Origin of the sequence: Pseudoxanthomonas sp. PXM02 (assembly GCF_014851805.1) — a bacterium.
Taxonomy (GTDB): domain Bacteria; phylum Pseudomonadota; class Gammaproteobacteria; order Xanthomonadales; family Xanthomonadaceae; genus Pseudoxanthomonas_A.
In genome coordinates, this window is record NZ_JACVAK010000002.1 from 654115 (window position 1) to 679042 (window position 24928).

General features: G+C 66.5%; 24 protein-coding genes and 1 tRNA gene. 14 read left to right on the forward strand and 11 right to left on the reverse strand.

The window, feature by feature from the left end; translation table 11 throughout:
- Positions 1-205 precede the first annotated feature (205 nt).
- The 3 genes from IB225_RS11830 to IB225_RS11840 all read left to right on the forward strand — a co-directional run bounded on the left by IB225_RS11830 (position 206) and on the right by IB225_RS11840 (position 7229).
- Positions 206-2977: a TonB-dependent receptor gene (locus IB225_RS11830; RefSeq protein ID WP_192311428.1), complete on the forward strand. Its 2772-nt coding sequence runs from the start codon at positions 206-208 to the stop codon at positions 2975-2977.
- 129 nt (positions 2978-3106) lie between these two features.
- Complete coding sequence (locus IB225_RS11835) at positions 3107-5650, forward strand: glycoside hydrolase family 3 N-terminal domain-containing protein (RefSeq protein ID WP_345776613.1); 2544 nt, start codon at positions 3107-3109, stop codon at positions 5648-5650.
- Positions 5651-5774: 124 nt separating this feature from the next.
- The gene (locus IB225_RS11840) at positions 5775-7229 is read left to right on the forward strand and encodes an MFS transporter (RefSeq protein WP_192311430.1); all 1455 of its coding nucleotides are present in this window, start codon (positions 5775-5777) and stop codon (positions 7227-7229) included.
- 309 nt (positions 7230-7538) lie between these two features.
- Here the strand turns inward: IB225_RS11840 and IB225_RS11845 are convergent, their stop codons facing one another.
- The gene (locus IB225_RS11845; RefSeq protein ID WP_192311431.1) at positions 7539-7847 is read right to left on the reverse strand and encodes a hypothetical protein; all 309 of its coding nucleotides are present in this window, start codon (positions 7845-7847) and stop codon (positions 7539-7541) included.
- 211 nt (positions 7848-8058) lie between these two features.
- Here IB225_RS11845 and IB225_RS11850 point away from each other — a divergent pair, with 211 nt between their 5' ends.
- Positions 8059-8574, forward strand: coding sequence for a Rid family hydrolase (locus IB225_RS11850; RefSeq protein WP_192311432.1), 516 nt, complete (start codon positions 8059-8061; stop codon positions 8572-8574).
- A gap of 13 nt (positions 8575-8587) precedes the next feature.
- On the opposite strand, the gene IB225_RS11855 is transcribed toward IB225_RS11850, so the two are convergent.
- Together IB225_RS11855 and IB225_RS11860 are read right to left on the reverse strand one after the other, a co-directional pair.
- Positions 8588-8995, reverse strand: a complete 408-nt coding sequence (locus IB225_RS11855) for a hypothetical protein (RefSeq protein ID WP_192311433.1) — start codon at positions 8993-8995, stop codon at positions 8588-8590.
- Positions 8996-9476: 481 nt separating this feature from the next.
- Positions 9477-9761, reverse strand: coding sequence for a hypothetical protein (locus IB225_RS11860; RefSeq protein ID WP_192311434.1), 285 nt, complete (start codon positions 9759-9761; stop codon positions 9477-9479).
- A gap of 156 nt (positions 9762-9917) precedes the next feature.
- Between IB225_RS11860 and IB225_RS11865 the strand changes: the two genes are divergently transcribed.
- Positions 9918-10448 (forward strand): hypothetical protein, encoded by a 531-nt coding sequence (locus IB225_RS11865; protein WP_192311435.1) that lies wholly within the window; start codon positions 9918-9920, stop codon positions 10446-10448.
- Between the two features lie 62 nt (positions 10449-10510).
- Here IB225_RS11865 and IB225_RS11870 read toward each other — a convergent pair whose 3' ends face one another.
- From IB225_RS11870 to IB225_RS11880, 3 genes are all read right to left on the reverse strand, one after another.
- Positions 10511-10834: a hypothetical protein gene (locus IB225_RS11870; protein WP_192311436.1), complete on the reverse strand. Its 324-nt coding sequence runs from the start codon at positions 10832-10834 to the stop codon at positions 10511-10513.
- 680 nt (positions 10835-11514) lie between these two features.
- The gene (locus IB225_RS11875) at positions 11515-12225 is read right to left on the reverse strand and encodes an rRNA pseudouridine synthase (RefSeq protein WP_192311437.1); all 711 of its coding nucleotides are present in this window, start codon (positions 12223-12225) and stop codon (positions 11515-11517) included.
- Between the two features lie 97 nt (positions 12226-12322).
- A tRNA-Phe gene (locus IB225_RS11880) sits at positions 12323-12398 on the reverse strand.
- 177 nt (positions 12399-12575) lie between these two features.
- Here IB225_RS11880 and IB225_RS11885 point away from each other — a divergent pair.
- Complete coding sequence (locus tag IB225_RS11885) at positions 12576-13028, forward strand: DUF6491 family protein (protein WP_192311438.1); 453 nt, start codon at positions 12576-12578, stop codon at positions 13026-13028.
- Between the two features lie 17 nt (positions 13029-13045).
- On the opposite strand, the gene IB225_RS11890 is transcribed toward IB225_RS11885, so the two are convergent.
- The 3 genes from IB225_RS11890 to ftsY all read right to left on the reverse strand — a co-directional run bounded on the left by IB225_RS11890 (position 13046) and on the right by ftsY (position 15688).
- Positions 13046-13315: an oxidative damage protection protein gene (locus IB225_RS11890; RefSeq protein ID WP_192311439.1), complete on the reverse strand. Its 270-nt coding sequence runs from the start codon at positions 13313-13315 to the stop codon at positions 13046-13048.
- Between the two features lie 3 nt (positions 13316-13318).
- Positions 13319-14368 (reverse strand): A/G-specific adenine glycosylase, encoded by a 1050-nt coding sequence (gene mutY / locus IB225_RS11895; protein ID WP_345776614.1) that lies wholly within the window; start codon positions 14366-14368, stop codon positions 13319-13321.
- 96 nt (positions 14369-14464) lie between these two features.
- Positions 14465-15688: a signal recognition particle-docking protein FtsY gene (gene ftsY, locus IB225_RS11900; RefSeq protein ID WP_192311440.1), complete on the reverse strand. Its 1224-nt coding sequence runs from the start codon at positions 15686-15688 to the stop codon at positions 14465-14467.
- A 119-nt stretch (positions 15689-15807) separates the two neighbouring features.
- On the opposite strand from ftsY, the gene IB225_RS11905 reads away from it, so the two are divergent.
- Positions 15808-16104, forward strand: coding sequence for a hypothetical protein (locus tag IB225_RS11905; RefSeq protein ID WP_192311441.1), 297 nt, complete (start codon positions 15808-15810; stop codon positions 16102-16104).
- Positions 16105-16315: 211 nt separating this feature from the next.
- On the opposite strand, the gene htpG is transcribed toward IB225_RS11905, so the two are convergent.
- Positions 16316-18214, reverse strand: coding sequence for a molecular chaperone HtpG (gene htpG / locus IB225_RS11910; RefSeq protein WP_192311442.1), 1899 nt, complete (start codon positions 18212-18214; stop codon positions 16316-16318).
- A gap of 148 nt (positions 18215-18362) precedes the next feature.
- On the opposite strand from htpG, the gene rsmD reads away from it, so the two are divergent.
- The 7 genes from rsmD (at position 18363) to IB225_RS11945 (ending at position 24233) form a co-directional block, all read left to right on the forward strand.
- Complete coding sequence (rsmD, locus tag IB225_RS11915) at positions 18363-19010, forward strand: 16S rRNA (guanine(966)-N(2))-methyltransferase RsmD (protein WP_192311443.1); 648 nt, start codon at positions 18363-18365, stop codon at positions 19008-19010.
- On the forward strand, positions 19007-19516 hold the full coding sequence (coaD, locus tag IB225_RS11920) for a pantetheine-phosphate adenylyltransferase (RefSeq protein WP_192311444.1): 510 nt from the start codon (positions 19007-19009) through the stop codon (positions 19514-19516). The genes rsmD and coaD overlap by 4 nt, the downstream gene beginning before the upstream one ends.
- Before the next feature lie 44 nt (positions 19517-19560).
- On the forward strand, positions 19561-20055 hold the full coding sequence (locus IB225_RS11925) for a hypothetical protein (protein ID WP_192311445.1): 495 nt from the start codon (positions 19561-19563) through the stop codon (positions 20053-20055).
- Between the two features lie 124 nt (positions 20056-20179).
- Positions 20180-20428, forward strand: a complete 249-nt coding sequence (locus tag IB225_RS11930) for a YfhL family 4Fe-4S dicluster ferredoxin (RefSeq protein WP_192311446.1) — start codon at positions 20180-20182, stop codon at positions 20426-20428.
- Positions 20429-20536: 108 nt separating this feature from the next.
- On the forward strand, positions 20537-22228 hold the full coding sequence (gene ggt, locus IB225_RS11935) for a gamma-glutamyltransferase (protein ID WP_225583821.1): 1692 nt from the start codon (positions 20537-20539) through the stop codon (positions 22226-22228).
- A 182-nt stretch (positions 22229-22410) separates the two neighbouring features.
- A complete protein-coding gene (locus IB225_RS11940) occupies positions 22411-23301 on the forward strand; it encodes an MBL fold metallo-hydrolase (protein ID WP_192311448.1) in 891 nt (296 codons plus the stop codon).
- 95 nt (positions 23302-23396) lie between these two features.
- Entirely contained in the window at positions 23397-24233 is an 837-nt protein-coding gene (locus IB225_RS11945) for an alpha/beta hydrolase (RefSeq protein WP_192311449.1), read from the forward strand.
- Between the two features lie 9 nt (positions 24234-24242).
- On the opposite strand, the gene upp is transcribed toward IB225_RS11945, so the two are convergent.
- Positions 24243-24875: a uracil phosphoribosyltransferase gene (gene upp / locus IB225_RS11950; protein WP_062350847.1), complete on the reverse strand. Its 633-nt coding sequence runs from the start codon at positions 24873-24875 to the stop codon at positions 24243-24245.
- Between the last annotated feature and the right edge of the window lie 53 nt (positions 24876-24928).

Genomic DNA, 24928 nt, shown 5'->3' on the forward strand with positions numbered 1-24928 from the left:
GGTGTATTCGGACGTGTCGCGAATCCCTCCCGGAATCCACGCAAAGCGGGTGCTGCAACGCAGCGAAATTTTTCAGGCAAATCGCTGTTGAAGACGTGAATTCAATGCTGCCTGCGACGCCATGTCACGCTTGTTAGGAATTTGTTGACACTGCATTGAAGCTTCTATATGACAGCGCTGTCAACAATGGTCGGAGAGGGGCCAGATGAAACACTCGAATCGCATTAAAGATCCGTCTTCGCGTCGCGCACTGCGTAAGCAGCATCTCGCCGTCGCGTGCTGCGTTGCACTAGCCTTCCCGGTCATCGCCAGTGCGCAGCAGGCGGCATCCTCCGCCGACCCGTCCGTCGAGACGCTGGATGCGGTCAAGGTCACCGGTATCCGCGCCGCCATCGCGAGCGCCGTCGAGACGAAGAACGAATCCACCTCGATCGTCGAAGCGATTTCGGCGGAAGACATCGGCAAACTGCCGGACGTCAGCATCGCCGACTCCATCTCCCGGTTGCCCGGTCTGGCGACGCAGCGCGTAGATGGCCGTTCGCAGGTCATCAACATCCGCGGTATGTCCGAGCAACTCGCCGGCACGTTGCTCAACGGCCGCGAACAGGTCAGCACCGGCGACAGTCGCGGTGTCGAGTTCGACCAGTACCCTGCGGAGCTGATTAATGCGGTGACTGTGTACAAGACGCCCGATGCGACGCTGATCGGGCAGGGCCTGTCGGGCACCGTCGATCTGCAGACCATTCGGCCACTCAGCCTGGATGGTCGCCGGATCGTCTTCAGCGGCCAGTACGAAGACAACTCGTTCGATGCCCTGGGTGCGGATGGCGACGACAAGGGGTATCGCGCCAGCGCGTCCTACGTCGACCAGTTCGCGGACAATACCGTGGGTATCGCACTCGGCGTGGCGCGCATCGATTCGCCCTTCCAGGAGAAGCACTACAAGGCGTGGTGGTGGGCCGATATGGACGCGGTGGATTGGGGCGATCCGGCTCAACCAGGCCGCCCCGCCAACGCAATCGCGTTGCAGGGTTCCGAAGGGTGGGTCAAGTCGCGCGACCTGCAGCGCGACGGCGTGCTAGGTGTGGTCGAGTTCAAGCCCAACGACAGCTTCCACAGCGTCCTGGACCTGTACTACTCCAAGTTCGACCAGGACGAAGTCATGCACGGCGCCATGTGGAGCAACGATCCCTGGGCGCCTGGCGGCGGTGTCTCCTACAGCGATGCGCAGACCACCGATTACCACGGTTACCCGGTCGTCACCAGCGGTACGTTGAACGGCGTGAGGCCGGTGATCCGCAACGATAGTAACCAGCGCGAAGACAAGCTGGTGTCCACCGGCTGGGCGAACAGTTTCAAATGGGGCGACGTCTATACGCTTAAGACGGATCTCAGCTATTCGCGCGCGGAGCGCGAGCAATCCGCGCTCGAACTGTATGCGGGGCGCCTGGGTGGCCAAAGCATCGGCTTCAATATCTCGCCCACGTTCCGCTTCAATCAGTACTCACTGCCGGACATGGCCGATCCCGGTGCGGTGTACCTGTGGGATCCGCAGAACTGGGGGCATGACGGCCGTTTGGAGGATTCGTTCCAGAAGGACGTCATCAAGGCTGGTCGAGTCGAACTCAACCGCCTGGTCGAGTCCTCCGACTTCCTGCGCAGCTTCGATGTCGGCTTCAACTACAACCGTCGCACCAAGGAGAAGGTTGCGACGGTCTACTTCGCCGACCTGCCGAACGGCCGCGCGCCGGTCCTGGTGGATTCCTCGCTCCTGTACTCGCCGACGTCTCTCGGATTCGTCGGCATGGGCGACATACTCAGCTTCAATCCCCGCGGCTTGGTGAACCGCTACTACGACGTCTACGTCAGCGAGAGCAACGACGACCTGCGCAAGGACTTCATCGTCGAAGAGACGGTGAAGACGTTTTACGCCAAGGCCAACCTGGACATGGACATCACCGATACCGTGCGCCTGCGCGGTAATGCCGGCGTCCAGTACATCCGCACGGAGCAGCAGTCTACCGGGTTCAACGCCAACAACAGCAGCGTGACCGGGTCGCAGACGCTCGGCGCCAGCTACGGCGACATCCTGCCCAGCCTGAACCTCGTGGCCGACTTCGGCGATGGCTGGATGCTGCGCTTCGGCGCGGCCAAGGTGCTGGCCCGTCCGCCGATCAACTACCTGAGCGCCGACAGCAGTGCCTCGGTCAGCACGACCGCGCCGTTCGTCTGGTCGGGCAGCGGTGGCAATCCGACGCTGGAGCCGTACCGCGCCAACAACTACGACCTCTCGTTCGAGAAGTACTTTGGCGAGGGCAACTACGTCGGCCTGGCTGCGTTCTACAAGAACCTGGAAACCTACATCTACCGCCAGAACTTCCCGGAATGGGATTTCAGCGCGTACGACCCGGATGGCCAGACGCCGATATCCAACTTCGGCAACTACAGCACCTGGGCTAACGGCAGCGGCGGCTACATGCGCGGCCTGGAACTGAGTGGTGCGATCACGGGCGATACCTTCCACGATGCGCTCGACGGTTTCGGCGCGCTGTTGAACGTGTCCTACACCGAGTCGTCGATCGATCCGGACGGCCCCGAGAACGGTGCCAGCACCGACACCATCCCGGGCTTGTCAAAGATCGTCGCCAACGCCACGGTGTACTACGAAAAGCACGGCTTCTCCGCACGCGTAAGCCAGCGCTACCGGGATGCATACCGCGGCGAGTACAGCTCGCTGTTCGGCCAGCGCCAGATCCGTTACACCAAGAGCGAGCGCACGATGGACCTGCAACTGGGGTACGACTTCCCCGAGGCCAGTATGTTCAAGGGACTGTCGGTGCTGCTGCAGGTCAACAACCTGACTAACGAACCTTTCCGGACAGAAGTCAGCGAAAGCACGGGCACCGGCCTGCTGTTCCCCGAGGAGTACACCGAGTACGGCCGGCAGTACATGCTCGGCTTCCGCTACAAGCTGTGACGGCACACGCGCACCGATAACCGCAGTACCTGACGGGATGCGGGGCCAAGCCCCGCGTCCCGTCGGTCTATCGTCAAGGCGCGGATCCTGTCGGGGATGCTGTGCGCGCCGCCATCTAGGGAGAAACGAGTGAATCCGATCCGAGTGACCCTGCTGGGGGCCAGTCTGCTGGCCTGCCTGTCGTGTACGGCCAAGAAGGAACCCGAACAGACACCCGCCGCTGATGCAGCGAGCGATGCCGCGGAGCTGAAGGACTGGCCGGCGCTGAAGAGCAGCTTCGCCCAGGATCCCGCCGTCGAGGCCCGCGTGGCGGAGATCCTCGCCAGCATGACGCTGGAACAGAAGGTCGGGCAGATGGTGCAGCCAGAGATCAAGTCGATCAGTCCGGCCGACGTGCGCACGTACTACATCGGTTCCGTGCTCAACGGCGGTGGATCCTGGCCGGCGATGAACAAGCACGCCAAGGTCGAGGACTGGGTGAAGCTCGCCGATGCGTATTACGACGCGTCGATGTCCACCGACGCCAAGATTCCCGTGCCTGTGATCTGGGGCACCGACGCCGTGCACGGGCACAGCAACGTCTACGGCGCGACCATTTTCCCGCACAACATCGGCCTGGGCGCCGCGCATGACGTCGAGCTGATCGAGCGCATCGCCGAAGCCACCGGCCAGTCCACGCGCGCCACCGGCGTCACCTGGACGTTCGCACCGACCGTCGCGGTCGCGCAGGACGCGCGCTGGGGGCGCACCTACGAAAGCTACTCCTCGCAGCCGGCACTGATCCGCGAATACGCGACCGCCTACGTCAAGGGCATGCAGGGCCTGCTCGACAAGGACGGCAACGTCGTCGCCACTGCAAAGCACTTCATCGGCGACGGCGCCACCGACGGCGGCAAGGACCAGGGCAATGCCACGATCACGCAGTCCACCATGATCAATGTCCACGGCCAGGGCTATTACGGCGCTATCGAAGCCGGCGTGCAGACCGTCATGGCGTCCTTCAACAGCTGGAACGACGTGGCCGCCGGCAAGGACTACGGCAAGATGCACGGCACGCGTGACCTGCTGACGGTCGCGCTGAAAGAGAAGATGGGCTTTGACGGTTTCGTCGTCTCCGACTGGAACGGCATCGGCCAGGTCACCGGCTGCACCGACGACAGTTGCCCGCAGGCGATCAACGCCGGCATCGATATGGTGATGGTGCCGGACAAGTGGAAGTCCTTCATCACCAACACGATCGCGCAGGTGAAGTCGGGCGAGATCCCGCAGGCACGCATCGACGACGCCGTCACCCGCATCCTGCGCGTCAAGCTGCGCGCCCGCCTGTGGGAACACAAGCCGTCCGCCAGCCAGTTCGCCGGCAAGCCCGAATCGCTGGTGCACCGCGACCTGGCCCGCCGTGCCGCGCGCGAGTCGTTGGTGCTGCTGAAGAACGACGGCGGCACGTTGCCGCTGAAGAAGAACCAGCGCGTGCTGCTGGTCGGCAAGAGTGCCGACAGCATCTCCAACCAGACCGGCGGCTGGTCGCTGACCTGGCAGGGTACCGACAACACGAATGCCGACTTCCCCAATGCCGACAGCCTGGCCGCCGGCCTGCGCGAACAGCTGGGTGAAGCGAACGTGCTGCTGCGCGAGAGTGCAGAGGGCGTGGACCCGGCCAGCTACGACGTCATCGTCGCCGCCATCGGCGAAACGCCGTACGCCGAAACCAACGGCGACATCGTGCCGTCCGACACCATGTCGCACAGCCGCCGCCATCCGGAAGACCTGGCTACGCTGAAGGCCGCGGCCGCCACCGGCAAGCCGGTCGTCACCGTGCTCCTGTCCGGTCGTGCGCTGTACGCCAACGACCTGATCAACCTGTCCAGCAGCTTCGTCGCCGCCTGGCTGCCGGGCACGGAAGGCAAGGGCGTCACCGACGTGCTGGTGGCGGGCGCCGATGGCAAGCCGGCGCACGACTTCCGCGGCAAGCTGACCTTCCCGTGGCCGGCCATCGCCTGCCCGAAGGCCGACAGCAAGCCGCAGTTTGCGCTGGACACCGGTCTTCGCTACGGCGACAGCAGCAACGTCGGCAAGTTGCCGGAAGACAGCGCAGCAAGTTGCGGCGAAGCCACGGCGCTGGGCATCTTCAAGCAGTCCGACATCGCGCCGTTCACCCTGCAGATGGAAGCTGCGGGCGCGACGCAGGCGGTCGGCAACGACATGAACAGCACGCAGCGCTGGCCGCAGGCGAAGCCTGCATTGCAGGTCGCCACCGTGCAGGTCAACACGCAGCAGGATGCCAAGGAAGTCACGTGGCTGGCACCGGCGCGCGTCTTCGCGCGCAATCCGTCGAAGAACAACCTAGCCGCGATGGCGACGGCACGCGGCGTGGTGCAGTTCGACGTGGTGGTAAAGCAGGCGCCGACCAAGCCGGTGCAGTTCACGCTGGGCTGTGGCGCCAACTGCGGCGCCAGCCTGGACCTGACCGCCACCTTCTCCGGCGATGCCGTCGGCAGGAAGCAGACGGTCAAGGTGCCGCTGGCCTGCTTCGGCAAGCTCGGGGCCGACCTGACCGGCGTGGACACGCCCTTCAGCGTCAGCGCCGACGCACCGTTCGCCGCCGCATTCACCAACATCCAGGTGGTGGCCGGTGCGGCCGACGCGCCGGACGTGGTGAAGTGCGCGCAGTAAGCGCGTCCTACCCGCGCCCCGCGGTTATTCCGCGGGGCGCTGACGCAGTGCAAGTTGCAATCACGCAGCGGCCACGTAGTCTGGCCGTTCCGTCCGGATCCCATACCAGTAGGCATACCAATCCATGACCACCCAACCCACCCGATGGTCGCAGTTCGGCGTGCTGATCACCGTGTTCTTCTTCTGGGGTTTCGTTGCCGCCAGCAACGACATCCTGATCCCGGTGTTCAAGAAAGCCTTCAACCTGACGCAGGCACAAAGTCAGTACGTCGCGGTCGCGTTTTACGTGGCCTATACCGTGGGTTCGCTGATCTACGTGGCGGTCTCCAAGATCATCGGTCTCGATCTGCTCAACAAGATCGGCTACAAGAACGGCATCTGCCTGGGCCTGGTGATCTCCGCACTGGGCACGCTGCTGTTCTATCCCGCGGCCAACGCCGGCTCGTTCAACCTGATGCTGTCGGGCCTGTTCATCGTCGGCCTCGGCTTCTCGCTGCAGCAGATCGCGGCCAATCCACTGGCCATCGTCATCGGCGATCCCAAGACGGGCGCGCAGCGCCTGACCCTGGCGGGCGGCATCAACAACTTCGGTACCACCATCGGCCCGCTGCTGGTCAGCGTGGCGATCTTCGGCAGCGTGCTGTCGGGCGGCACCGAGGCCAGCATCGAGAGCGTCAAGACGCCCTACCTGGTGCTGGGCGTGGCCTTCATCTTGGTGGCGATCTTCCTGAAATTCTCCTCGGTGCCCAACCACATCGACCTGGAGAAGCTGTCGGAATCCGAAGCGCAGGACAGCAGCAAGCTGATCCACAAGAAGTCGGCGCTGGGCTATCCGCAGCTGGTGCTCGGCATGATCGCCATCTTCGTCTACGTCGGCGTCGAGGTGTCCACCATCAGCAACCTGCCGGCCTATCTGGAATCTCCGGAAGGCCTGGGCCTGGAGACCTCGCAGATCGCGCCGTTCGTGTCGCTGTACTGGGCCAGCCTGATGATCGGCCGCTGGGGCGGCGCGGCGGGCGCGTTCAACGTCGGCTCCGGTGCCAAGCGCTGGCTGACGCTGTTGCTGCCGTACGTGGCCTTCGGCGTGTTCCTTGCCGTCAACGCGATCATGAAGCACGAGGTATCGCAGTTCTTCGGCTACGCCGCCGTCATCGTGCTGATGATCCTGGCCACGCTGGCCAGCAAGGGCAATCCGGCCCGCATGCTGCTGTACTTCGCCGGCTGTGGCATCGCTGCGCTGCTGATCGGCATGTTCACCACGGGCTGGACCAGCGTGGTGGCCTTCATCAGCGTGGGCCTGTTCTGCAGCACCATGTGGCCGTGCATCTTCGCGCTGGCCATCACCGGTCTGGGCGACAAGACCAACCAGGGCAGCAGCCTGCTGATCATGATGATCATGGGCGGCGGTTTCGTCAGCCTGGCGCAGGGCCTGTTGGCCGACAAGGTCGGCGTGCATTTCAGCTTCATCGTCGGCGTGGCGTGCTTCGCCTACCTGGCGTTCTACGCCATCGCCGCTACCCGCACGCTGCGCAAGCAGGGCATCGACCTGGACAAGCTGGCCGCCGGCAGCGGCCATTGAGTGCGATGCGCGCCGGAGAGAGGCCGGCGCGCATCCCCCAAGCCATCGGGCAACTCTCCTGCCCGGTGGCTTTTCTTTTAGGTCAAGGAAACCGCGCTTGAGTCCATGGCCCTTCTTCCCCGCCTGCGGGGGAGAAGGTGCCGCCGCACAGCGGCGGCGGATGAGGGAGTTCGGCCATCGGCGGTTCGCGTGACGCCGGCGTGCGTCGTCTTCGCTCTCCCCCTCACCTGCCTTCGGCATCCTCTCTCCCGCAGGCGGGGGAGAAGAGGAGGGCAAGCGCCTCGTTCCCACGCATCCGGAGAAGAAGCCTCAGGCCGTCGCGAGCGCCAGCGGCGCGTCCTCGACCTGTGGCAGGGACCGCTGACGATCGGCGTAGCGGCAGAGCAGGCCGGCGCGCTGGCGTGCCCACTGCGTGGCCCAGCCGATCGCGCGCTCTTCGCAGCGCACCGCCATCTCGAACGGCGCGATATCGCCCATGTCCACGTTCACGCGCAGCACCAGGCCGGCATTGAGCGGACGTACTTCGGCAATCACCGTGTCGTCCACGCAAAGGTCGTGGCCTGCTTCCGTGCGGAGCCAGGTGAAGCGATCGGGAAGAACGTGCGATGCCTTCTTCATGACGATGTTCACTCGGCGGTTCCGCAACAGGGGAGGGTGTGTCGACCTTGGGGCAGGCGACGTGGAAGTGGCGTCAAGGCGCGCCGTCGACGCCTGCGGTCGCGACGTGGCATTCAGCCCGTGGTGAGCGGCGTGGTGGTGGCGTGACGGATGGGACATGGCCAGCCATGGGGAAGGCGCAAGATGACGGCTCTCACCCTGGAGCGCCGCCATGATCCGCTTGAGCTTCTGCCTGCTGCTGTGCCTTGCCGCCTTCACTGTCCAGGCGCAGCAGGCGCCCACGCGCGAGCACTTCGCCAATCCCGGTCACGAGGAGGCGTACCACGACTGGCACTACACGCCGGTGGTGAAGGTAGGCGACATGGTCATCGTGTCCGGCATTCCCGCCGCCGGCGATGGCAGCTACGAAGAGAAGGTCCGGCGCATGTTCGTGGTGCTGGGCAAGCAACTCGCCGAAGCCGGCGCGACCTACGCGGACGTGGTGGAACTGACCACCTTCCATACCGGCCCCACCGATCCGGCGAGCTTCCAGGCCGAGTTCGCCCGCTTCGCCCCGATCCACCACGAGTTCTTCCCGTCGCACTACCCCGCATGGAGCGCCGTCGGCACCAGCGCACTGCTCGCTCCGGGCGCGGTGGTGGAAATGCGCGCGGTGGCGATGATCGGTTCCGGTCGCGCGCCGAAAGCCGACATTCCGAAGCCGGCGCCGCGACGCGCGACACCGTGAATCGTCTGGAATATCAGTTGGCCCCGTTGCCGACGTCGCGCTTGGCCAGCATCGTCTCGATCAGGTCCAGGATTTCCGCCAGCGCGATGCCGTAAGAACCGGCCTGGCCGGCGTCGAAGGCCTGCTTCCATTCGTTGTAGCCGGCCAGGTAGGCCGGATCGGTCGCACCCTCACCGACCGCTTCGGCACCGCTGCGCTCCAGCACCTGGCCGATGATGGGCAGGTGGGCGAAGGTGGTGATGAAGCCGTCGCGCAGGCCGGGATGGCGGATGCGCGCGCCGGTCACGCTGACATGCAGGATCTCGCCGCCCAGCGGATGCGGATCGATGCGGTTGATGGTCAGCACGGGCGTCTCGCCGGCATTGCGGCCCAGGCAGCGCCAACGCTGGCCAACGGCGTACGGGGAAGAAGTGGCGGTCATGCGGCGGCGAGGGACAGGAAAGGGCCCCGCAGCATAGGCAGCCGGCATCGGCTTGTCCGCGACCCAGCCTCGCCTGCCTGCGAGCCGCCCGATCCGGCAAAGCCGCTGTGGTCACATTTGTCCTGATCGCGTTACGCGAGGCGATATTCCGTAGCGATGCCTGAGCTGCGCCCTTCGCAGGGCGGCCGGCGCGGCCTGTACGTCTCCTCGAGTTCCCCACCATGCCCCTCGATTCGAATTCCCGTCTCATCGCCGGGTTCTGCGGCGCTGCCGTCCTGCTATTGGCGACCTGGCTGCACGGAAACGGCAAGGGCGTTGCACAAGGCCTTACGCGTTGCGAGGCGACCAGCGTGGCGCCGTCCGCCCTGCGTGCCGCCTGCAAGGACTGTTATCCCCACGACGCCAAGCAGGCAGGAGCATCGCGGGTCGCCGGGGACGCGGCGCCACGATCGATGCCGCTGGCCGCGCACTAGCCGCGCACTCACTCCTCAGGGCAGCGACCGGCGGCCTGTTCCGCTTCGGCAGCGTCGAGTGCCGCGGTGGCGGCCGCGGACTCCGTCGCCACTTCCGCCAGCTTGCGCTGGTTCTTCTCGGTAGGCGATTCCACCGTGCGCTGGCGGAGCTCTTCGTAGTCCTTGTCGACTTTCTCCACGGCGCGCTGCTTGGCGGCGACGCTCGCACACGCGGGCGCGTCGTCGCCCCGCGCAAGGCCACCGCCACCGCAGGCGGCGAGCAGCAGGACGGAGAGCAGGATCAGGGGGCGCATGGGGGTTCCTCGGGACGGCATGCGGACCAGAGTAGGCAGGGCGGGCGCATGACAGCGTGAAGCGTGCCGTTGCCCGATGGAACGGAGGGCAGGAGGCGCCGCTGCGACGGGCCGCGACGCGGTAGCCTGTGCCGCAAAGGGCAGGGAGCGCACGGGATGAAGATCGAACGATCGGATGTGGTGCTGGCGGTGCTGGGCCTGGCGGGCCTGGCAGTGATCTTCTGGGCGCTGTTCCGCTACTACGTCTACCGGGACTACGCCGCCGCGCCTTGCGAGGCGCACGGCATGCCGCTCACCGCCAGCATGGGGACGGAATGGGACGAACGGATTCTTTTCAGCGCACGGGGCGAGCCCTACCGGCTGCTGCTCACGATGGACGCCCCGCCCGCGGACATGCCGCTCACCGCCATCGTTCGCCATCTCGACCTGCAGTCGGTGGAACGCGGTGCATCGTTGCCGTTGGCACCGGACGCAAAAGCGCTTGAAGCCATGCCGCTGCATGACGGGGGCATCGTTTTCGTGCTCGATGACCTGCGTCTGCCTTATGAAGACCACCGCGTACGCGGCGAGCTGGTCTACATGGACACCGACGGCGAGCGACGTGTTCCGTTTGCGTGTCCGCTACGTATCAAGCCGTCAAGCGAGTGGCGGTTTGTTCCACTCCAGATGCTGATGAGCATCACCTGAGCCGCCAGGCCATCGATTGAAGATCGAAGCGCGCGAATGAACGCGCACTCTACCGGCATGACTCAGGTCTGGAACCAGCGCGCGATCGAAGGCGCTTCCGCAGGCAGCCCGCCATTGGTGGCGGCTTCGTGGGCGTGCCGGCATGCCTGGTGGATGCCGCCCTGTCGCTCGGCAGCCCAGCGCGTCGCCAGTGCGATGCCGCGCTCGACATTGGGCACGAGGGTTTCGCAAGGCGACAGCTGCGGTCCGCGAACGAGCGAACGCACCACCGTACCCTGCACGAGCGGTTCAACACGCGCCACCGGCACGTTGTCGTAGTAGAGCGTGTCTTGATCCAGCTCACGCCGCCAGGTGAATCCCGGCGGCAACTTCCTTGGAACAGTCATGGCTTCGATCCTTCGAAGGCGTGGGATGGATCGAGGTTAACCCACTCAACGTGAGATATCGGGCCGCAGATCGATGGTGTCAGCGATAAACAGCAATGTTGTCTAGTCTCGCTAAGCGACACGCAGTGGCGTGCATCGCGCGCAAAGACATCCTGCGGATTCGCCAGCGGGTTCTTTCTCACACCAACGGTATCGCGTGGATGTTTTTGGTCCATCGTTGAGCCAGAAACATCCAACGTTCACCCTTTTTGGGTATTTCTTCTCACAGTAAGGGTCACCGTTGACCCTTTTTGATCCAACGTTGGAAGTTTTTCGGTGTTTCGTCTCTCACTAAGACCCAACGTTGACCCTTTTTCGGTCTTTCTTCTAACACTAACGGTCAACGTTGACCCTTTTTGATCCAACGCTGGATGTTTTTCGGTGTCGCGACACCCTTTTTCATCCAATTGCATATCGTCGCGGCGGCAAACGTCACAGTGGCGCCGTTCGACAGGGAGCGTCGGTGACCTGTGGGTGTCGAGCGTTCTAGGCGCGCAGCGATCCCGCCGAGCAGGAAACGCGCTGCGGATGTGAGACAGAAGGAGCGGCGCGCTCAGCAAACGGGAGCGCGACGCGGTGTGCCCAATCCCGTCAGTGCGGGGCGATGAGAGATCGCGTTGGGCGATTTCGCCCGCAAGACGCTAGAAGCGCGTGCCCACCGGCAGGTAGCGCCACTGGCCCACCGGCACCTTCGCCAGGGCGACGCGGCCGATCCGCAAGCGGCGGATCGACACCACGTCCAGCCCGCCTTCGCGGCAGCGGTGGCGCAGTTCGCCCGGCTGCACGTTCTTGATCGCGAAGCGCAGCCGCACTTCGTTCTGCCAGCTGACCTTGCACGGCGCCAGCCCGCGACCCTGGTACGTGGCCGCGTGGCCGATGCGACTGAGCGTGTACGGCCCGCTTTCCCCGCGGACTTCCACCACGAACTCCTGCTCGATCTGCGCGTAGTCCTCGCTCAGGCGGCGCGCCACGCGGCCGTCCTGGCTGAGCACCACCAGTCCGCTGGCGTCGGTGTCCAGCGGCACCAGCGCGGTGAGCCGGTGCAGGTGGCGCTTCAACGGGCGAACCCCGCTGTCGTCGTCCGCCATGCGCGTGGCCGGCACCGCCAGTGCGGCGGCCTCCTGCCAGGCGATGCCTTCGGGCTTGTGCAGCAGCAGGGTGGCGGGCTCGGCGGCGCCGAGTTCGGCGGCCGGATCGATCTCCACCCGTTCATCGGTGACCGGGTGCTGCGGGGCTTCCACGGTTTCGCCATCCACGGTGACCCAGCCGCCTTCGATGTACTGCTCGGCCTCGGTGCGCGAACAGCTGGTCAGTTCTGCAACGCGTTTGGCAAGGCGGATGGGCTCGGGCACGGGGATCACGGAAGTCTGGGGGAGGCGACGCCGGCGCACGGGGCAGGTCGCGGGAACGAAAAAGGCCTGCATCGCTGCAGGCCTTTCGGAATCAATATGGTGGCCCGGGGCGGATTCGAACCACCGACACGCGGATTTTCAATCCGCTGCTCTACCAACTGAGCTACCAGGCCAGGATCTTTCGCAGCGCGGCAGGGCCGGTGCGGAGGCGGCAGATGATACGGATCGGGGCGGGGGATGGCAAGCCGGCCCCGCGCTGAATGCCTGCCTTGCCCCACGGCGCCCGCCGCCACGGCCCGGCGCATCATGTCACCCACGGAGAGAGTCCCGAACGCACCCGGAGCACGCGCATGAAATCCCTGCTTCCCCTCGTCCTGCTGGCCACCGCCGCCCTGTCCGGCTGTGCCACCGACGGCAAACAGACCGACGCCGAACAATTGGCCTTCTACCGCGACCACGCCGGAGAACCGGTCAAGGACTTCCAGTACTTCGGTCGCCTCAACGGCTGGACGCCGCTCGGCGACGGCGCGCTGGCGGTCTGGACCAAGGCCAGCGAAGGCTATCTGCTGGAACTGTCCGGCCCCTGCCAGGACCTCGACTACGCCATGGCGATCAGCATCACCCAGTTCGGCAGCCGTGTGTCCGCGCGCTTCGATGACGTCATTCCGCTCGGCTCCGGTACCGCCAGCATCAAGATTCCCTGCCGCATCGAGACCATTCGCCCGCTCGACGTGAAGGCGCCGCGCGCCAGCCAGAAGGAACTGCGCGAAGCCGCCGCGGTGGAGCGCAAGGCGAAGAGCTGAGGAGAGGGTGGCCGGCGTTACGGCGTGGGTACGTAACCGGCCGGCTTGTCGGCACCGCCGCCGAACAGGAACTTCTCCAGTTCCGTCTCCAGGAAGGCGCGGTGCTTGGGATCGCGCGGCGACAGCCGGTTCTCGTTGATCAGCATGGTCTGGTGCGCCAGCCAGGCCGCCCACGCCGGCTTGCCGATGTTGGCGTAGATGCGCTTGCCCAGTTCGCCGGGATAGGGGACGAAATCCAGCCCTTCCGTGTCGCGTTGTTCGTAGTGGCAGAAGACGGTGCGCGACATCGGTCAGTTCCCTAGCAGTTTGCGGATCGGCGCCGGCAGGCCCAGCGCGGCCAGGTCGCCGCGCGCCACCCAGCGCAGGTCGTCATTGTCGCGCACCGCGTCGTGCAGGGCGACCTTGCGCAGGCGCAGCGGCTGCAGGTACAGCCGGTAGTGGCTGAAGGTGTGCACGACGACGGGCAGTTCTTCCGCGGCGTCGTAATTCCCTTTCATCTGGCTTGCGAACCAGTCGCGCATGCCCGCATCGGTGTCGGCCTGCGGCAGCGTCCACAGCGAGGCCCAGATGCCGGTCTCCGGTCGCCGCTGCAGCAGGATTTCGCCCGCGGCGTTCTCCAGCCACAGCGCGACCGCTTCGCGCTCGGGCAGCACCTTCGACGGCTTGGACGTGGGCAGCACGGCAACGAGACCGTCGCGGCGCGCCACGCAATCGTCCTGCACGGGGCACACGACGCACGCCGGCTTGGCGCGGGTGCACAGCGTCGCGCCGAAATCCATCTGCGCCTGCGTGTAGTCCGCCAGGCGGCCATCGGGCACTCCGCGCAGGTGCTGTTCCGCCAATGCCCAGAGTTGCTTCTCCACCGCCGGCAGGCCGGGCCAGCCGGCGATGCCGTGGACGCGCGTCAGCACGCGCTTGACGTTGCCGTCGAGGATGGGGAACCGGTCGTTCCATGCCTGCGACAGGATCGCGCCAGCCGTGCTGCGGCCGATGCCGGGCAGTGCGTGCAATGCATCGAAGTCGCGCGGCAGGTCGCCGCCGTGGTCGGCGACACACGCCTTCGCGGCGGCATGCAGGTTGCGGGCGCGGGCGTAGTAGCCCAGGCCCGCCCAGTGCGCCATCACGTGATCGGTGGTCGCGGCGGCGAGGTCGGGCAGGGTGGGGAAGCGTTCGACGAAGCGCTGGAAGTACGGGATGACCGTGGCCACCTGCGTCTGCTGCAGCATGATTTCCGACAGCCACACGCGGTACGGCGTGCGCGGGTGCTGCCACGGCAGGTCGTGGCGGCCGTGTCCGTCGAACCAGGCCAGCAGGCGCTGCGCGAAGGAGGCAGCGCTCACGTACAGCGTCCTGTGGGAGCGACGTCAGTCGCGATCGACCACCGCGATGGCGTCATCGCGACTGACGTCGCTCCCACAACAGCGGCGGACCTGAAGTCAGCCGCCACCCAGCGCTTCCGGCAGCAGCGCGTCGACGAAGGATTCCGCATCGAACACGCGCAGGTCTTCCACGCGCTCGCCGATGCCGGCGTAGCGGATCGGAATGCCGAACTCGCGCGCCAGTGCGAACACCACGCCGCCCTTGGCGGTGCCATCCAGCTTGGTGACCACCAGGCCGGTGACGCCGACGGCAGCATGGAACTGGCGCAGCTGCGAGAGCGCGTTCTGGCCGGTGGTGCCGTCGATAACCATCAGCACTTCGTGCGGTGCGTCCGCATCGATCTTGCCCAGCACGCGGCGGATCTTGCCCAGTTCGTTCATCAGGCCGGTCTGCGTGTGCAGGCGGCCGGCGGTGTCGGCGATCAGTACGTCGAAGTTGCGCGACTTCGCCGACTGCAGCGCGTCGAACGCGACCGAGGCGGCATCCGCATCCTGGCCTTGCGCGACGACGGGCACGCCGTTGCGTTCGCCCCAGGTCTGCAACTGCGCGACGGCCGCGGCGCGGAACGTGTCGCCCGCGGCCAGCATCAGGCTGTGGCCGTCCTGCTTGAAGCGGCGCGCCAGCTTGCCGATGGTGGTGGTCTTGCCGACACCGTTGACGCCGACGGTCAGCACGACGAACGGCTTGCGGCTGGCGTCGATCACCAGCGGCTTCGCCACCGGCGTGATCAGCGCGATCAGGTCCGCACGCAACGCCTTCAGCAGCGCCTGCGCATCGGCGAACTCGCGTTCCTTCATCCGCTTGCGCAGATCTTCGATGATCGCCGTGGTCGCCGGCACGCCGACGTCGGCGGTCAGCAGCGCGGTTTCGATCTCGTCCAGCAGGTCGTCGTCCAGGCGCGGATTGCGCGTGAACAGGCCGGCCAGGCCCAGTGCAGCGCTGGTACGGCGCAGGCGGTCGCGCCATCCGGACTTCCCTGCCGGCGCCGCAGGGGCCGCATCAGCCTCCGCGTCGTGCCCCCTCTCCACCGCCTGCGGGGGAGAGGGCTGGGGTGAGGGGGCAGGCGCGGCACTCTCCACCGGCGCTACGGCCTGCTCTTCCCCCTCATCCGCCTGCGACAGCTTCTCGCCCGCGGGCGGGGGAGAAGGGAGAGCTACGTCCGCCGGCAACGGCTCGCTGGGCGCACGCGGAAAGGCGGCGGCGAGTTCCTTGGTGCTGGGGCGGGTCTGGGCGGCGTCCGGGCCGTCCTGGGGCTTCTTGCGGCGGAAAAAACCGATCATTGCAGGGGGTATCTCGAAGAGGGCGACATGCTACCACCCGGCTGTCGGACGCCCGGGCACAGGACTCAAGTGGGGCCGCAAGCGGCCGATATCGAGGGCGGAAAACCCGGAATCCCCGCATGAACGCCATCACCGGCATTGCCACCTCGGGCCTGCGCGCCGCCTCCACCGGCCTGCAGACCGCGGCGCAAAACCTCGCCAACCTGGCCACGCCCGATGCCACGCGGCAGACGGTCGCGCTGTCGGCGGATGCGGCGGGCGTATCCGCGCGCGTGGTCGAGGCGCCCGCCGATCCGGCCGCGCCGCTCGAGGACGTGGCCGCGATGCTGACCTACAAGGCGATGGCCGGCGCCAACCTGTTCGTGCTGAAGGTGGCCGACCAGACGTTGGGCAGCCTGCTGGATATCAGGGCGTAGCGCCTCCGTAGATCATCAGCAAACTCCCTCTCCCCGTTTATGGGGAGAGGGTGCCGAAGGCGGGTGAGGGGCAGACGGAGCCGCAGCGTTTCAGTAATGCGCGCCCTGTCGAGTGATGTCAGTGCGCTTCGCAGCCCACGTCCCATGACGTCGCTCGCCCCTCATCCGCCCTTCGGGCACCTTCTCCCCGCAGGCGGGGAGAAGGGATCTTTCAGGCCGACAGTTCCAGCAACAACGCATTCAGCCGCTTCACGTAACCGGCCGGGTCCTTGAGGCTTTCGCCGGCCGCCAGCGCGGCCTGGTCGAACAGCACGCGGGTCAGGTTGTTGAAGCGGTTCGCATCGCTTTCCGCATCGAGCTTGGTGATCAGCGGGTGGTCGGGATTGAACTCGAACACCGGCTTGCTCTCCGGCACCTGCTGGCCGCTGGCTTCCAGCAACTGGCGCATCTGCAGGCCCAGGTCGCCCTGGCCGATGGCGAGGATGGCGGGCGAGTCGGTCAGGCGGTGCGAGACGCGCACGTCGGCCACGTCCAGGCCCAGCACCGTCTTGATGCGGGCGGTCAGGGCTTCCTTCGCCTTGGCGGTTTCTTCCTGCGCCTTCTTCTCGTCTTCGCTGTCCAGCGCGCCCAGGTCCAGGTCGCCGCGGGCGACGTCGACGAAGGACTTGCCGTCGAACTCGGTCAGGTAGCCCATCAGCCATTCGTCGATGCGGTCGGTGAGCAGCAGCACCTCGATGCCCTTCTTGCGGAAGATCTCCAGGTGCGGGCTGTCCTTGATCTGCGCATGCGAATCGCCGGTCAGGTAGTACAGCTTGTCCTGGCCTTCCTGCAGGCGGGCGACGTAGTCCGCCAGCGCCACGCTGGTGGCGCCACTCGCATCGTGCGTCGAGGCGAAGCGCAGCAGGCCGGCGATCTTCTCGCGGTTGGTGTAGTCCTCGGCGGGGCCTTCCTTCAGCACCTGGCCGAAGTTGGTCCAGAACGCCTTGTAGTCCTCGGGCTTGTCCTTCGCCAGTTTCTCCAGCATGTCGAGCGCGCGCTTGGTCAGCGCCGAGCGCATCGAATCGACGACCGGGCCGGACTGCAGGATCTCGCGCGAGACGTTGAGCGACAGGTCGGACGAATCCACCACGCCGCGCAGGAAGCGCAGGTACAGCGGCAGGAACTGTTCGGCCTGGTCCATGATGAAGACGCGCTGCACGTACAGCTTCAGGCCCTTGGCGCCATCGCGGTGGTACAGGTCGAACGGCGCGCGTGCCGGCACGTACAGCAGCGAGGTGTATTCCAGCTTGCCTTCGACCTTGTTGTGGCTCCACGCCGCGGGGTCGGCGAAATCGTGCGAGAGGTGCTTGTAGAACTCGCTGTATTCCTCGTCCTTGATCTCGGACTTGGCGCGCGTCCACAGCGCGCTGGCCTTGTTGACGGCTTCCCATTCGATCGCCGCCGGCGCGTCTTCGCCGTGCTGTTCCTTCGGCATCTCGATCGGCAGGCCGACGTGGTCGGAATACTTCTTGACGATGCCCCGCAGCTTCCAGCCATCGGCGAAGCCTTCCTCGCCGTCCTTCAGGTGCAGCACGATGCGGGTGCCGCGCTCGGGCTTGTCGACGGTGGCGACCTCGAAATCGCCTTCGCCGGCACTTGACCAGTGCACGCCCTCGCTGGCGGGCAGGCCGGCGCGACGGCTGAACACGTCCACGCGGTCGGCCACGATGAAGGCGCTGTAGAAGCCCACACCGAACTGGCCGATCAGGTTGGCGTCCTTCTTCTGGTCGCCGGACATCGCACGCAGGAACTCGCCGGTGCCGGACTTGGCGATGGTGCCCAGGTGGGCGACGGCGTCGTCGCGACTCATGCCGATGCCGTTGTCGTCGATGGTCACCGTGCGCGCGTCGGCATCGAAGCCGATGCGGATGCGCAGGGTGGGGTCCTCCGCCAGCAGGCCGGGTTCCTTGAGCGCCTCGAAGCGCAGCTTGTCGGCGGCATCGGCCGCGTTGGAGACCAGCTCGCGCAGGAAGATCTCCTTGTTCGAATACAGCGAGTGGATCATCAGCTGCAGCAGCTGCTTCACTTCGGCCTGGAAGCCCAGCGTTTCTTTGCGGGTCTCAATGGTCATTGCGGTGGTGCTCCATGGAATCGGTACAGGGCCGCAGGCGGCGGCCGATGTCTCCCGGTGTATGGGTCCGGCGCGGCTTTCTCAACCGTGCGGTCCTGTCGCAGGGGCGGGGCCGTATCATGCGGGGCCTTCCGTCGCCGCCTTGCCGATGTCCCGCAGCTCCCGTCGCCCGCCACCTCCCGCCCCCGCTTCCGCATCACGCGGAACCGGCCAGGTGCGCATCATCGGGGGACGCTGGCGCGGCACGAAGCTGGCGGTGCCGGACCGTCCCGGGCTGCGGCCGAGCAGCGATCGCGTACGCGAGACGCTGTTCAACTGGCTGATGCCGGCCCTGCCGGGCGCACGCGTGCTGGACCTGTTCGCCGGCACCGGCGCGCTGGGACTGGAGGCGCTGTCGCGGGGCGCGGCGCACGCCACGCTGGTCGAACGCGATCCCGGGCTGGCGACAGCGCTGCGCGAGGCAGCGGCGAAGTTGTCCGCGCCGGCCGACGTGCACGCCATGGACGCGCTGGCATGGCTGGGTAGCCGCGGGGAGACCTTCGATCTGGTGTTCCTGGACCCGCCGTTCGCCGACGGCCTGTGGGAGCGCGCGCTGGCCGCGCTGGCGCCGCGCCTGGCGCCGGGGGCCTGGATCTACGTGGAGTCGCCGGCGGACCTCGCGCCGGGGGTTCCGCCCGGCTGGGCGCTGCACCGCGAGGGACGGACCCGGGACGTGCGCTACGCCCTGTACCGGACCCCGGCCGCGCAGCCCACTGTTACACTTCGCCCCGACGATCCGCCGGCGACGACTGAATGACTGTGGCGCGCACCCGGACGGCCGTGTACCCCGGCACGTTCGACCCCATCACCAATGGCCATATCGACCTGATCGACCGCGCTGCGCCGCTGTTCGAGCGCGTGATCATCGGCGTGGCCGAAAGCCCGGGCAAAGGGCCGGCCCTGCCGCTGGCCCAGCGTGTCGAACTGGCCCGCGACGCGGTGGCGAAGCACCCGCACGTGGAAGTCCGCGGCTTCGACGGCCTGCTGGCGCATTTCGTGAAGGAGGTCGGCGGCGGCGTGCTGCTGCGCGGCCTGCGCGCGGTGTCCGACTTCGAGTACGAGTTCCAGCTGGCCAGCATGAACCGCCACCTGATCCCGGAGGTCGAGACGCTGTTCCTGACCCCGGCCGAGCAGTACGGCTTCATTTCCTCGTCGCTGGTGCGCGAGATCGCGCGGCTGGGCGGCGATGTTTCCGGCTTCGTGCCGCCGGCCGTGACCGCGGCGCTGAAAGCGCAGTGGCAGAACAACAAGCAGGGCGCCTGAGCGTCCCGATTCCGACAACCGTTTCATCAAGAGGGGGATTACCCATGAAGAAGTTCGCAAGCCGCATCATGCTCACCGCCTGCCTCGTGCTGCCGTTCGCGGCGTGCAAGAAGCAGGAAGAAGCCCCGGCCGAGCCGGCCGACGTCGCCCTGGTCGCACCGGCCACGACCGAAGACGGTCCGTGGAAGGAGTACCTGAGCAAGGTGGTCGACGCCAACATGGGCACGATCACCAACACGCCGTACGTGTACTACCTGCCGGCCGAAACCGATCCGGAGTTCGAAGCCAAGTACGGCCGCCAGCTGGACCAGGCCAAGGGCGCCGTCGCCCGTGGCGTGAGCAGCGGCAACCTGATCGCGTTCGGCTCGCCGAACAGCGCCAAGATCGCCGACCTGGCCGTGGCCGCGTTCGAAGGCGTCGAGACCGATGCGTTCAAGGGCGTGCGCGTGCTGTTCATCGGCAAGCCCGAGGACAGCGAGCGCGTGAAGGCCGCTGTTGCCCCGAGCACCGCCGAGTACGTGTTCGTCGAAGCCAAGTGACCTTCCGGCGCGTGGCCGCCGAACGGTGGCCACGCCTCGGCCGGAAGGTCATCCCCGCGGACGCGGGGATCCAGTGACTTCAAGCGGTCACTGAGTCCCGTTCCGACGGGAAGAATGGAAGTCCATGTCCCTCAAGATCAACGAGCTTTGCGTCAACTGTGATGTCTGTGAGCCGGCCTGTCCCAACCAGGCCATCTCGATGGGCGAGACGATCTATGTGATCGATCCGGCGCGCTGCACCGAATGCGTCGGCCATCATGACGAACCGCAATGTGTCGTCGTGTGCCCGGTCGAGTGCATCGACCCCGATCCGGCGTATCCTGAGACCCACGAAGCACTGATGGCGAAGATGCTGAGGCTGCAGGCCGGCTGATTTCCCCTGTTCCGCACGTGCTTCGTCCCGGTGTCCGTTCCAGGAGAAGTCGTGATCCATCGTCGTCTGTTTGCCCTGCTGTTCGTCGTCGCCTTCGCGCCCGCTGCGCTGGCCGCCGACGCGGTCCGCCCCACGCCCACCCCGTCGCATCCGCCCGGCAGCGCCATCGCCAGCGCGCACGCGCTGGCCACGCAGGCCGGCCAGGACATCATCGCGCAGGGCGGCAATGCTTTCGATGCGGCCATCGCCGTGTCGTCGACGCTCTCTGTGGTGGAGCCGATCAGTTCCGGACTGGGGGGCGGTGGCTTCTTCCTTCTGCACGATGGCAAGACCGGCAAGGACATCTTCATCGATGCGCGCGAGACCGCGCCCATCGCGGCCACGCCCGACAAGTACCTGCTGCCGAATGGCGACTTCAATCGCGACCGCGCCGAGAACGGCCCGTGGGCGGCCGGCATTCCGGGCTTGCCCGCGGCATTCGTCCATCTGGCGGAGAAGTACGGCAGGCTGCCGCTGAAGACTTCGCTGGCACCGGCGATCCGCACGGCGCGCGAAGGCTTCCCGGTATATGCGCGCATGGCGCGCGGCTACCAGGCGCGCCGCGAGGTGATGGAGCGCTATAAGGGCACGCGGGCGGTGTTCCTGGCCAATGGCCAGCCGATCAAGGAAGGCGATGTCTTCAAGCAGCCCGATCTGGCGCGCACGCTGGAGCGCCTCGCCGCGCAGGGCTTCGACGGCTTCTATCGCGGTGAGACCGCGAAGCTGCTGCTGGCCGGCGTGAAGGCCGAGGGCGGGCAGTGGACGGCGAGGGAACTGGCCGGCTACACGGTACGCGAGCGCGAACCGCTGAGCTTCAAGTACAACGACTGGCAGGTGACGACCGCGCCGCCGCCGTCGTCCGGTGGCGTGGCGCTGACGCAGATGCTGCAGATCCTGGATGCCTACGATCTGTCCAAGCTCGACGAGGTGCAGCGCACGCACCTGGTCGTCGAAGCGATGCGCCGCGCCTTCCGCGACCGCACCTTCTACCTGGGCGATCCGGATTTCGTCGAGATCCCGATGAAGACGCTGACCAGCCCGTACTACGCGGCCGGTCTGCGCGCGACGATCAATCCGCAGAAGGCGACGCCGAGCGACCAGTTGTCCGGCCAGCAGACGCCGCTGGAAGACGAAGAGACCACGCACTTCTCGATCATCGATGCCGAAGGCAATCGCGTCGCCGGCACGCAGACCGTCAACCTGCTGTACGGCTCGGGCCTGGTGCCGCCGGGCACCGGCGTGCTGCTGAACAACGAGATGGACGATTTCGCGCTGAAGCCCGGTACGCCGAATGCATTTGGCGTGATGGGTTACGACGCCAACGCGCCGAAGCCGGGCAAGCGCATGCTCAGCTCGATGACGCCGACCTTCATGGAGTCGCCGGACAAGGTCGCCGTGCTGGGCACCCCGGGCGGCAGCCGCATCATCACCATGGTGCTGCTGGGCGTGCTGGGTTACGACGCCGGCCTGGACCCGCAGGCCGTCGCCGCGCTGCCGCGCTTCCACCACCAGTGGATGCCGGACCTGATCGAGATGGAGACCGATGCGTTGAGTCCCGCCTCGCAGCAGGCGCTCGAAGCGATGGGCCACGCGTTCAAGGTCCCGGGCAACACCGCCCAGGGTGGCCGCGGCTCCAGCCACGTCTGGGGCAACCTGCAGACGGTGGAGTGGGACAAGACCACCAACACGCTGCACGGCGGCAGCGACCCGCGCAATCCGGTCGGTGCGGCGAAGGTCGTCGAATCCACGGCGAAGCCCTGAATAGGGCTTGATGCACTTGTAGGAGCGACGTCAGTCGCGACCGGAAACGCACGGTGCACGAAGCAACGATCCCTTCATGGATCGGACCCGCGTTCGATCCGACGCTGGGTCGTGGCTCAGGGATGGCGGTCGCGACTTACGTCGCTCCTACAGGAAGCAAAAGGGGGGCGTAGAATCGCCCCATGAAACTCTGGTCGCTGCTGGGCAATTCCCAGAAACTCGATGGGGGCGCGATGTTCGGCAACGCGCCGCGCGCCATGTGGGAGAAGTGGTCGCCGCCGGATGCGGAGAACCGCATCGAGCTGGCTTGCCGCGCGCTGCTGGCGCAACCGCTGAACGGCAAGACGGTGCTGTTCGAAACCGGCATCGGCGCGTTCTTCGAACCGAAGATGCGCGCGCGCTTCGGCGTGCAGGAAGAACGCCACGTGCTGCTCGACTCGTTGCAGGCGGCGGGGTTCTCGCACGAGGACATCGACGTGGTGGTGCTGAGCCACCTCCACTTCGACCATGCCGGCGGCCTGCTGGCACCGTGGCAGGAAGGTCACGCGCCGGAACTGCTGTTCCCGAAGGCGACCTTCATCGTCGGTGCCGACCACTGGCAACGCGCGCTGAAGCCGCATCCGCGCGATCGCGCCAGTTTCATTCCCGAACTTCAGCCGCTGCTGGAAGCGAGCGGCCGGCTGGAACTTGTGTCGGGCGAGTACTCGCACGCACTCGGCGATGCCGTGCGTTTCAGTCTCAGTGACGGCCACACGCCCGGACTGATGCTGGCGGAAATCGTCGGACAGGACAGGGTGAACGGGCAGTCGCACGGCGGCGTGGTGTTCTGCGCCGACCTGATTCCGGGGCGCTCGTGGGTGCACGTGCCCATCACCATGGGCTACGACCGCAATGCGGAACTGCTGATCGACGAGAAGCGCGCCTTCCTGGAAGACAAGCTGGCCCGCAACGTCCATCTGTTCTTCACCCACGACCCGGGCTGCGCGCTGGCGCAGGTGACCCGCGACGAGAAGGGCAAATTCGGCGTCGCCCATGAAGTGGCGGAGTTGCAGGCGCGTCCGCTGGTAGCCTGAAGTGACTTCCGGCACCCGGATCCGGTGACGACCGGCTCCTGTCGTTCCGGATGGCGAACGGCAGACTGGCCCTGTCTTCCACACAGGGGTCCGGCATGAACAAGCGCTTCTTCCTCCACGCTGCCTTCGCGCTCGCACTGTCGTCGCTGGCGATGGCGCAGAGCGTCTTCGCCGCACCCACATCCACCGTGCCGTTGCAGGTATCGCCGGAGCGCGCGACCACGATGGCGGTGTGGGAACCGGCACAGGTCCGTGGCGTGGTGCTGTTCTCCACCGGGCACGGTTCGTGGCCCGAGCGCTACGACGGCGTGCTGAGCGCGTGGCGCGATGCCGGCTTCGCCGTGGTGGCGCCGCTGCATGTGGACTCGGTGAAATATCCGGAGCGCGAGAAGTTCTCCATGCAGCAGGGCTTCGGCGAACGCCTGGCCGACATGAAGGCCGCCAGCGCCTACGCTGCCGCGCAGTGGCCGGGCGTGCCGGTCGCCGCGGGCGGCCACAGCTACGGCACGCTGATCTCGCTGGCACTGGGCGGTGCGATGGCCGACATGGCGCCGCTGCGCGATCCGTCGGTGGTGGCCGTGGTGGGTTACTCGTCACCGGGCCGGATTCCCGGCCTGGTCACGCCGACCACGTATGCGTCGGTGGCCGTGCCGGTGCTGATCGTCACCGGCGACCAGGATCTGGTGCCGGGCTTCGTCAGTGATGCGAGAGATCATCTCTACCCGGTGGAAACCGCACCGGCCGGCGACAAGACCGCGCTGGTGCTCACCGGGGGTAGCCACAACCTGATCGGCAGCGAAGCGGATGCGTCCTACATCCGCGCTCGAGACGTCGGTACGGCATTCCTGCAGGCCGAAGTGCTCGGCGACGACACGGCGGTGAAGGTGCTTGCCGCGGACGACTCGGATACCGAGCGCTGGATCCGCCGCTGAACGCGGATCTCAGCCGATCCGCGTGCCGAAGATGCGGTCGCCGGCGTCGCCGAGGCCGGGCAGGATATAGCCCTTGTCGTTGAGGCGTTCGTCGATGGCGGCGGTATAGACCTCGACGTCCGGATGCGCCGCTTCCAGCGCCTTCAGGCCTTCCGGTGCGGCGACCAGGAAGATGCCCTTGATGCGCTTGGCACCCGCGCGCTTCAGCATGTCGATGGTGGCGATCAGCGTGCCGCCGGTGGCCAGCATCGGATCGAGGATCAGCGCGTCGCGTTCCTCCAGTCGGCCGGTCAGCTTCTCGAAGTAGGGCACGGGCTGCAGTGTCTCTTCGTCGCGCTGCAGGCCGACCACGCTGACGCGCGCGGTGGGAATGAGTGCCAGCACGCCCGGCAGCATGCCCAGGCCGGCGCGCAGGATCGGCACCAGCGTGATCTTCGCGCCGGCGATCTTCTTCACCTGCACCGGGCCGGCCCAGCCGGCCATCGTCTCGGTGGTCAGTTCCAGGTCGGCCGTGGCCTCGTACGCCAGCAGCGTGCCCAGCTCGGTCACCAGTTCGCGGAAGTCCTTGGTGTTGAGACCTGCATTGCGGAGCAGGCCGATCTTGTGCTGCACGAGGGGGTGGCGGACTTCGACGGTTTTCATGGTCGGCATGCAAGCGATGAGGTTGCCGGTAGTGTGACCGAAATATGACGTCA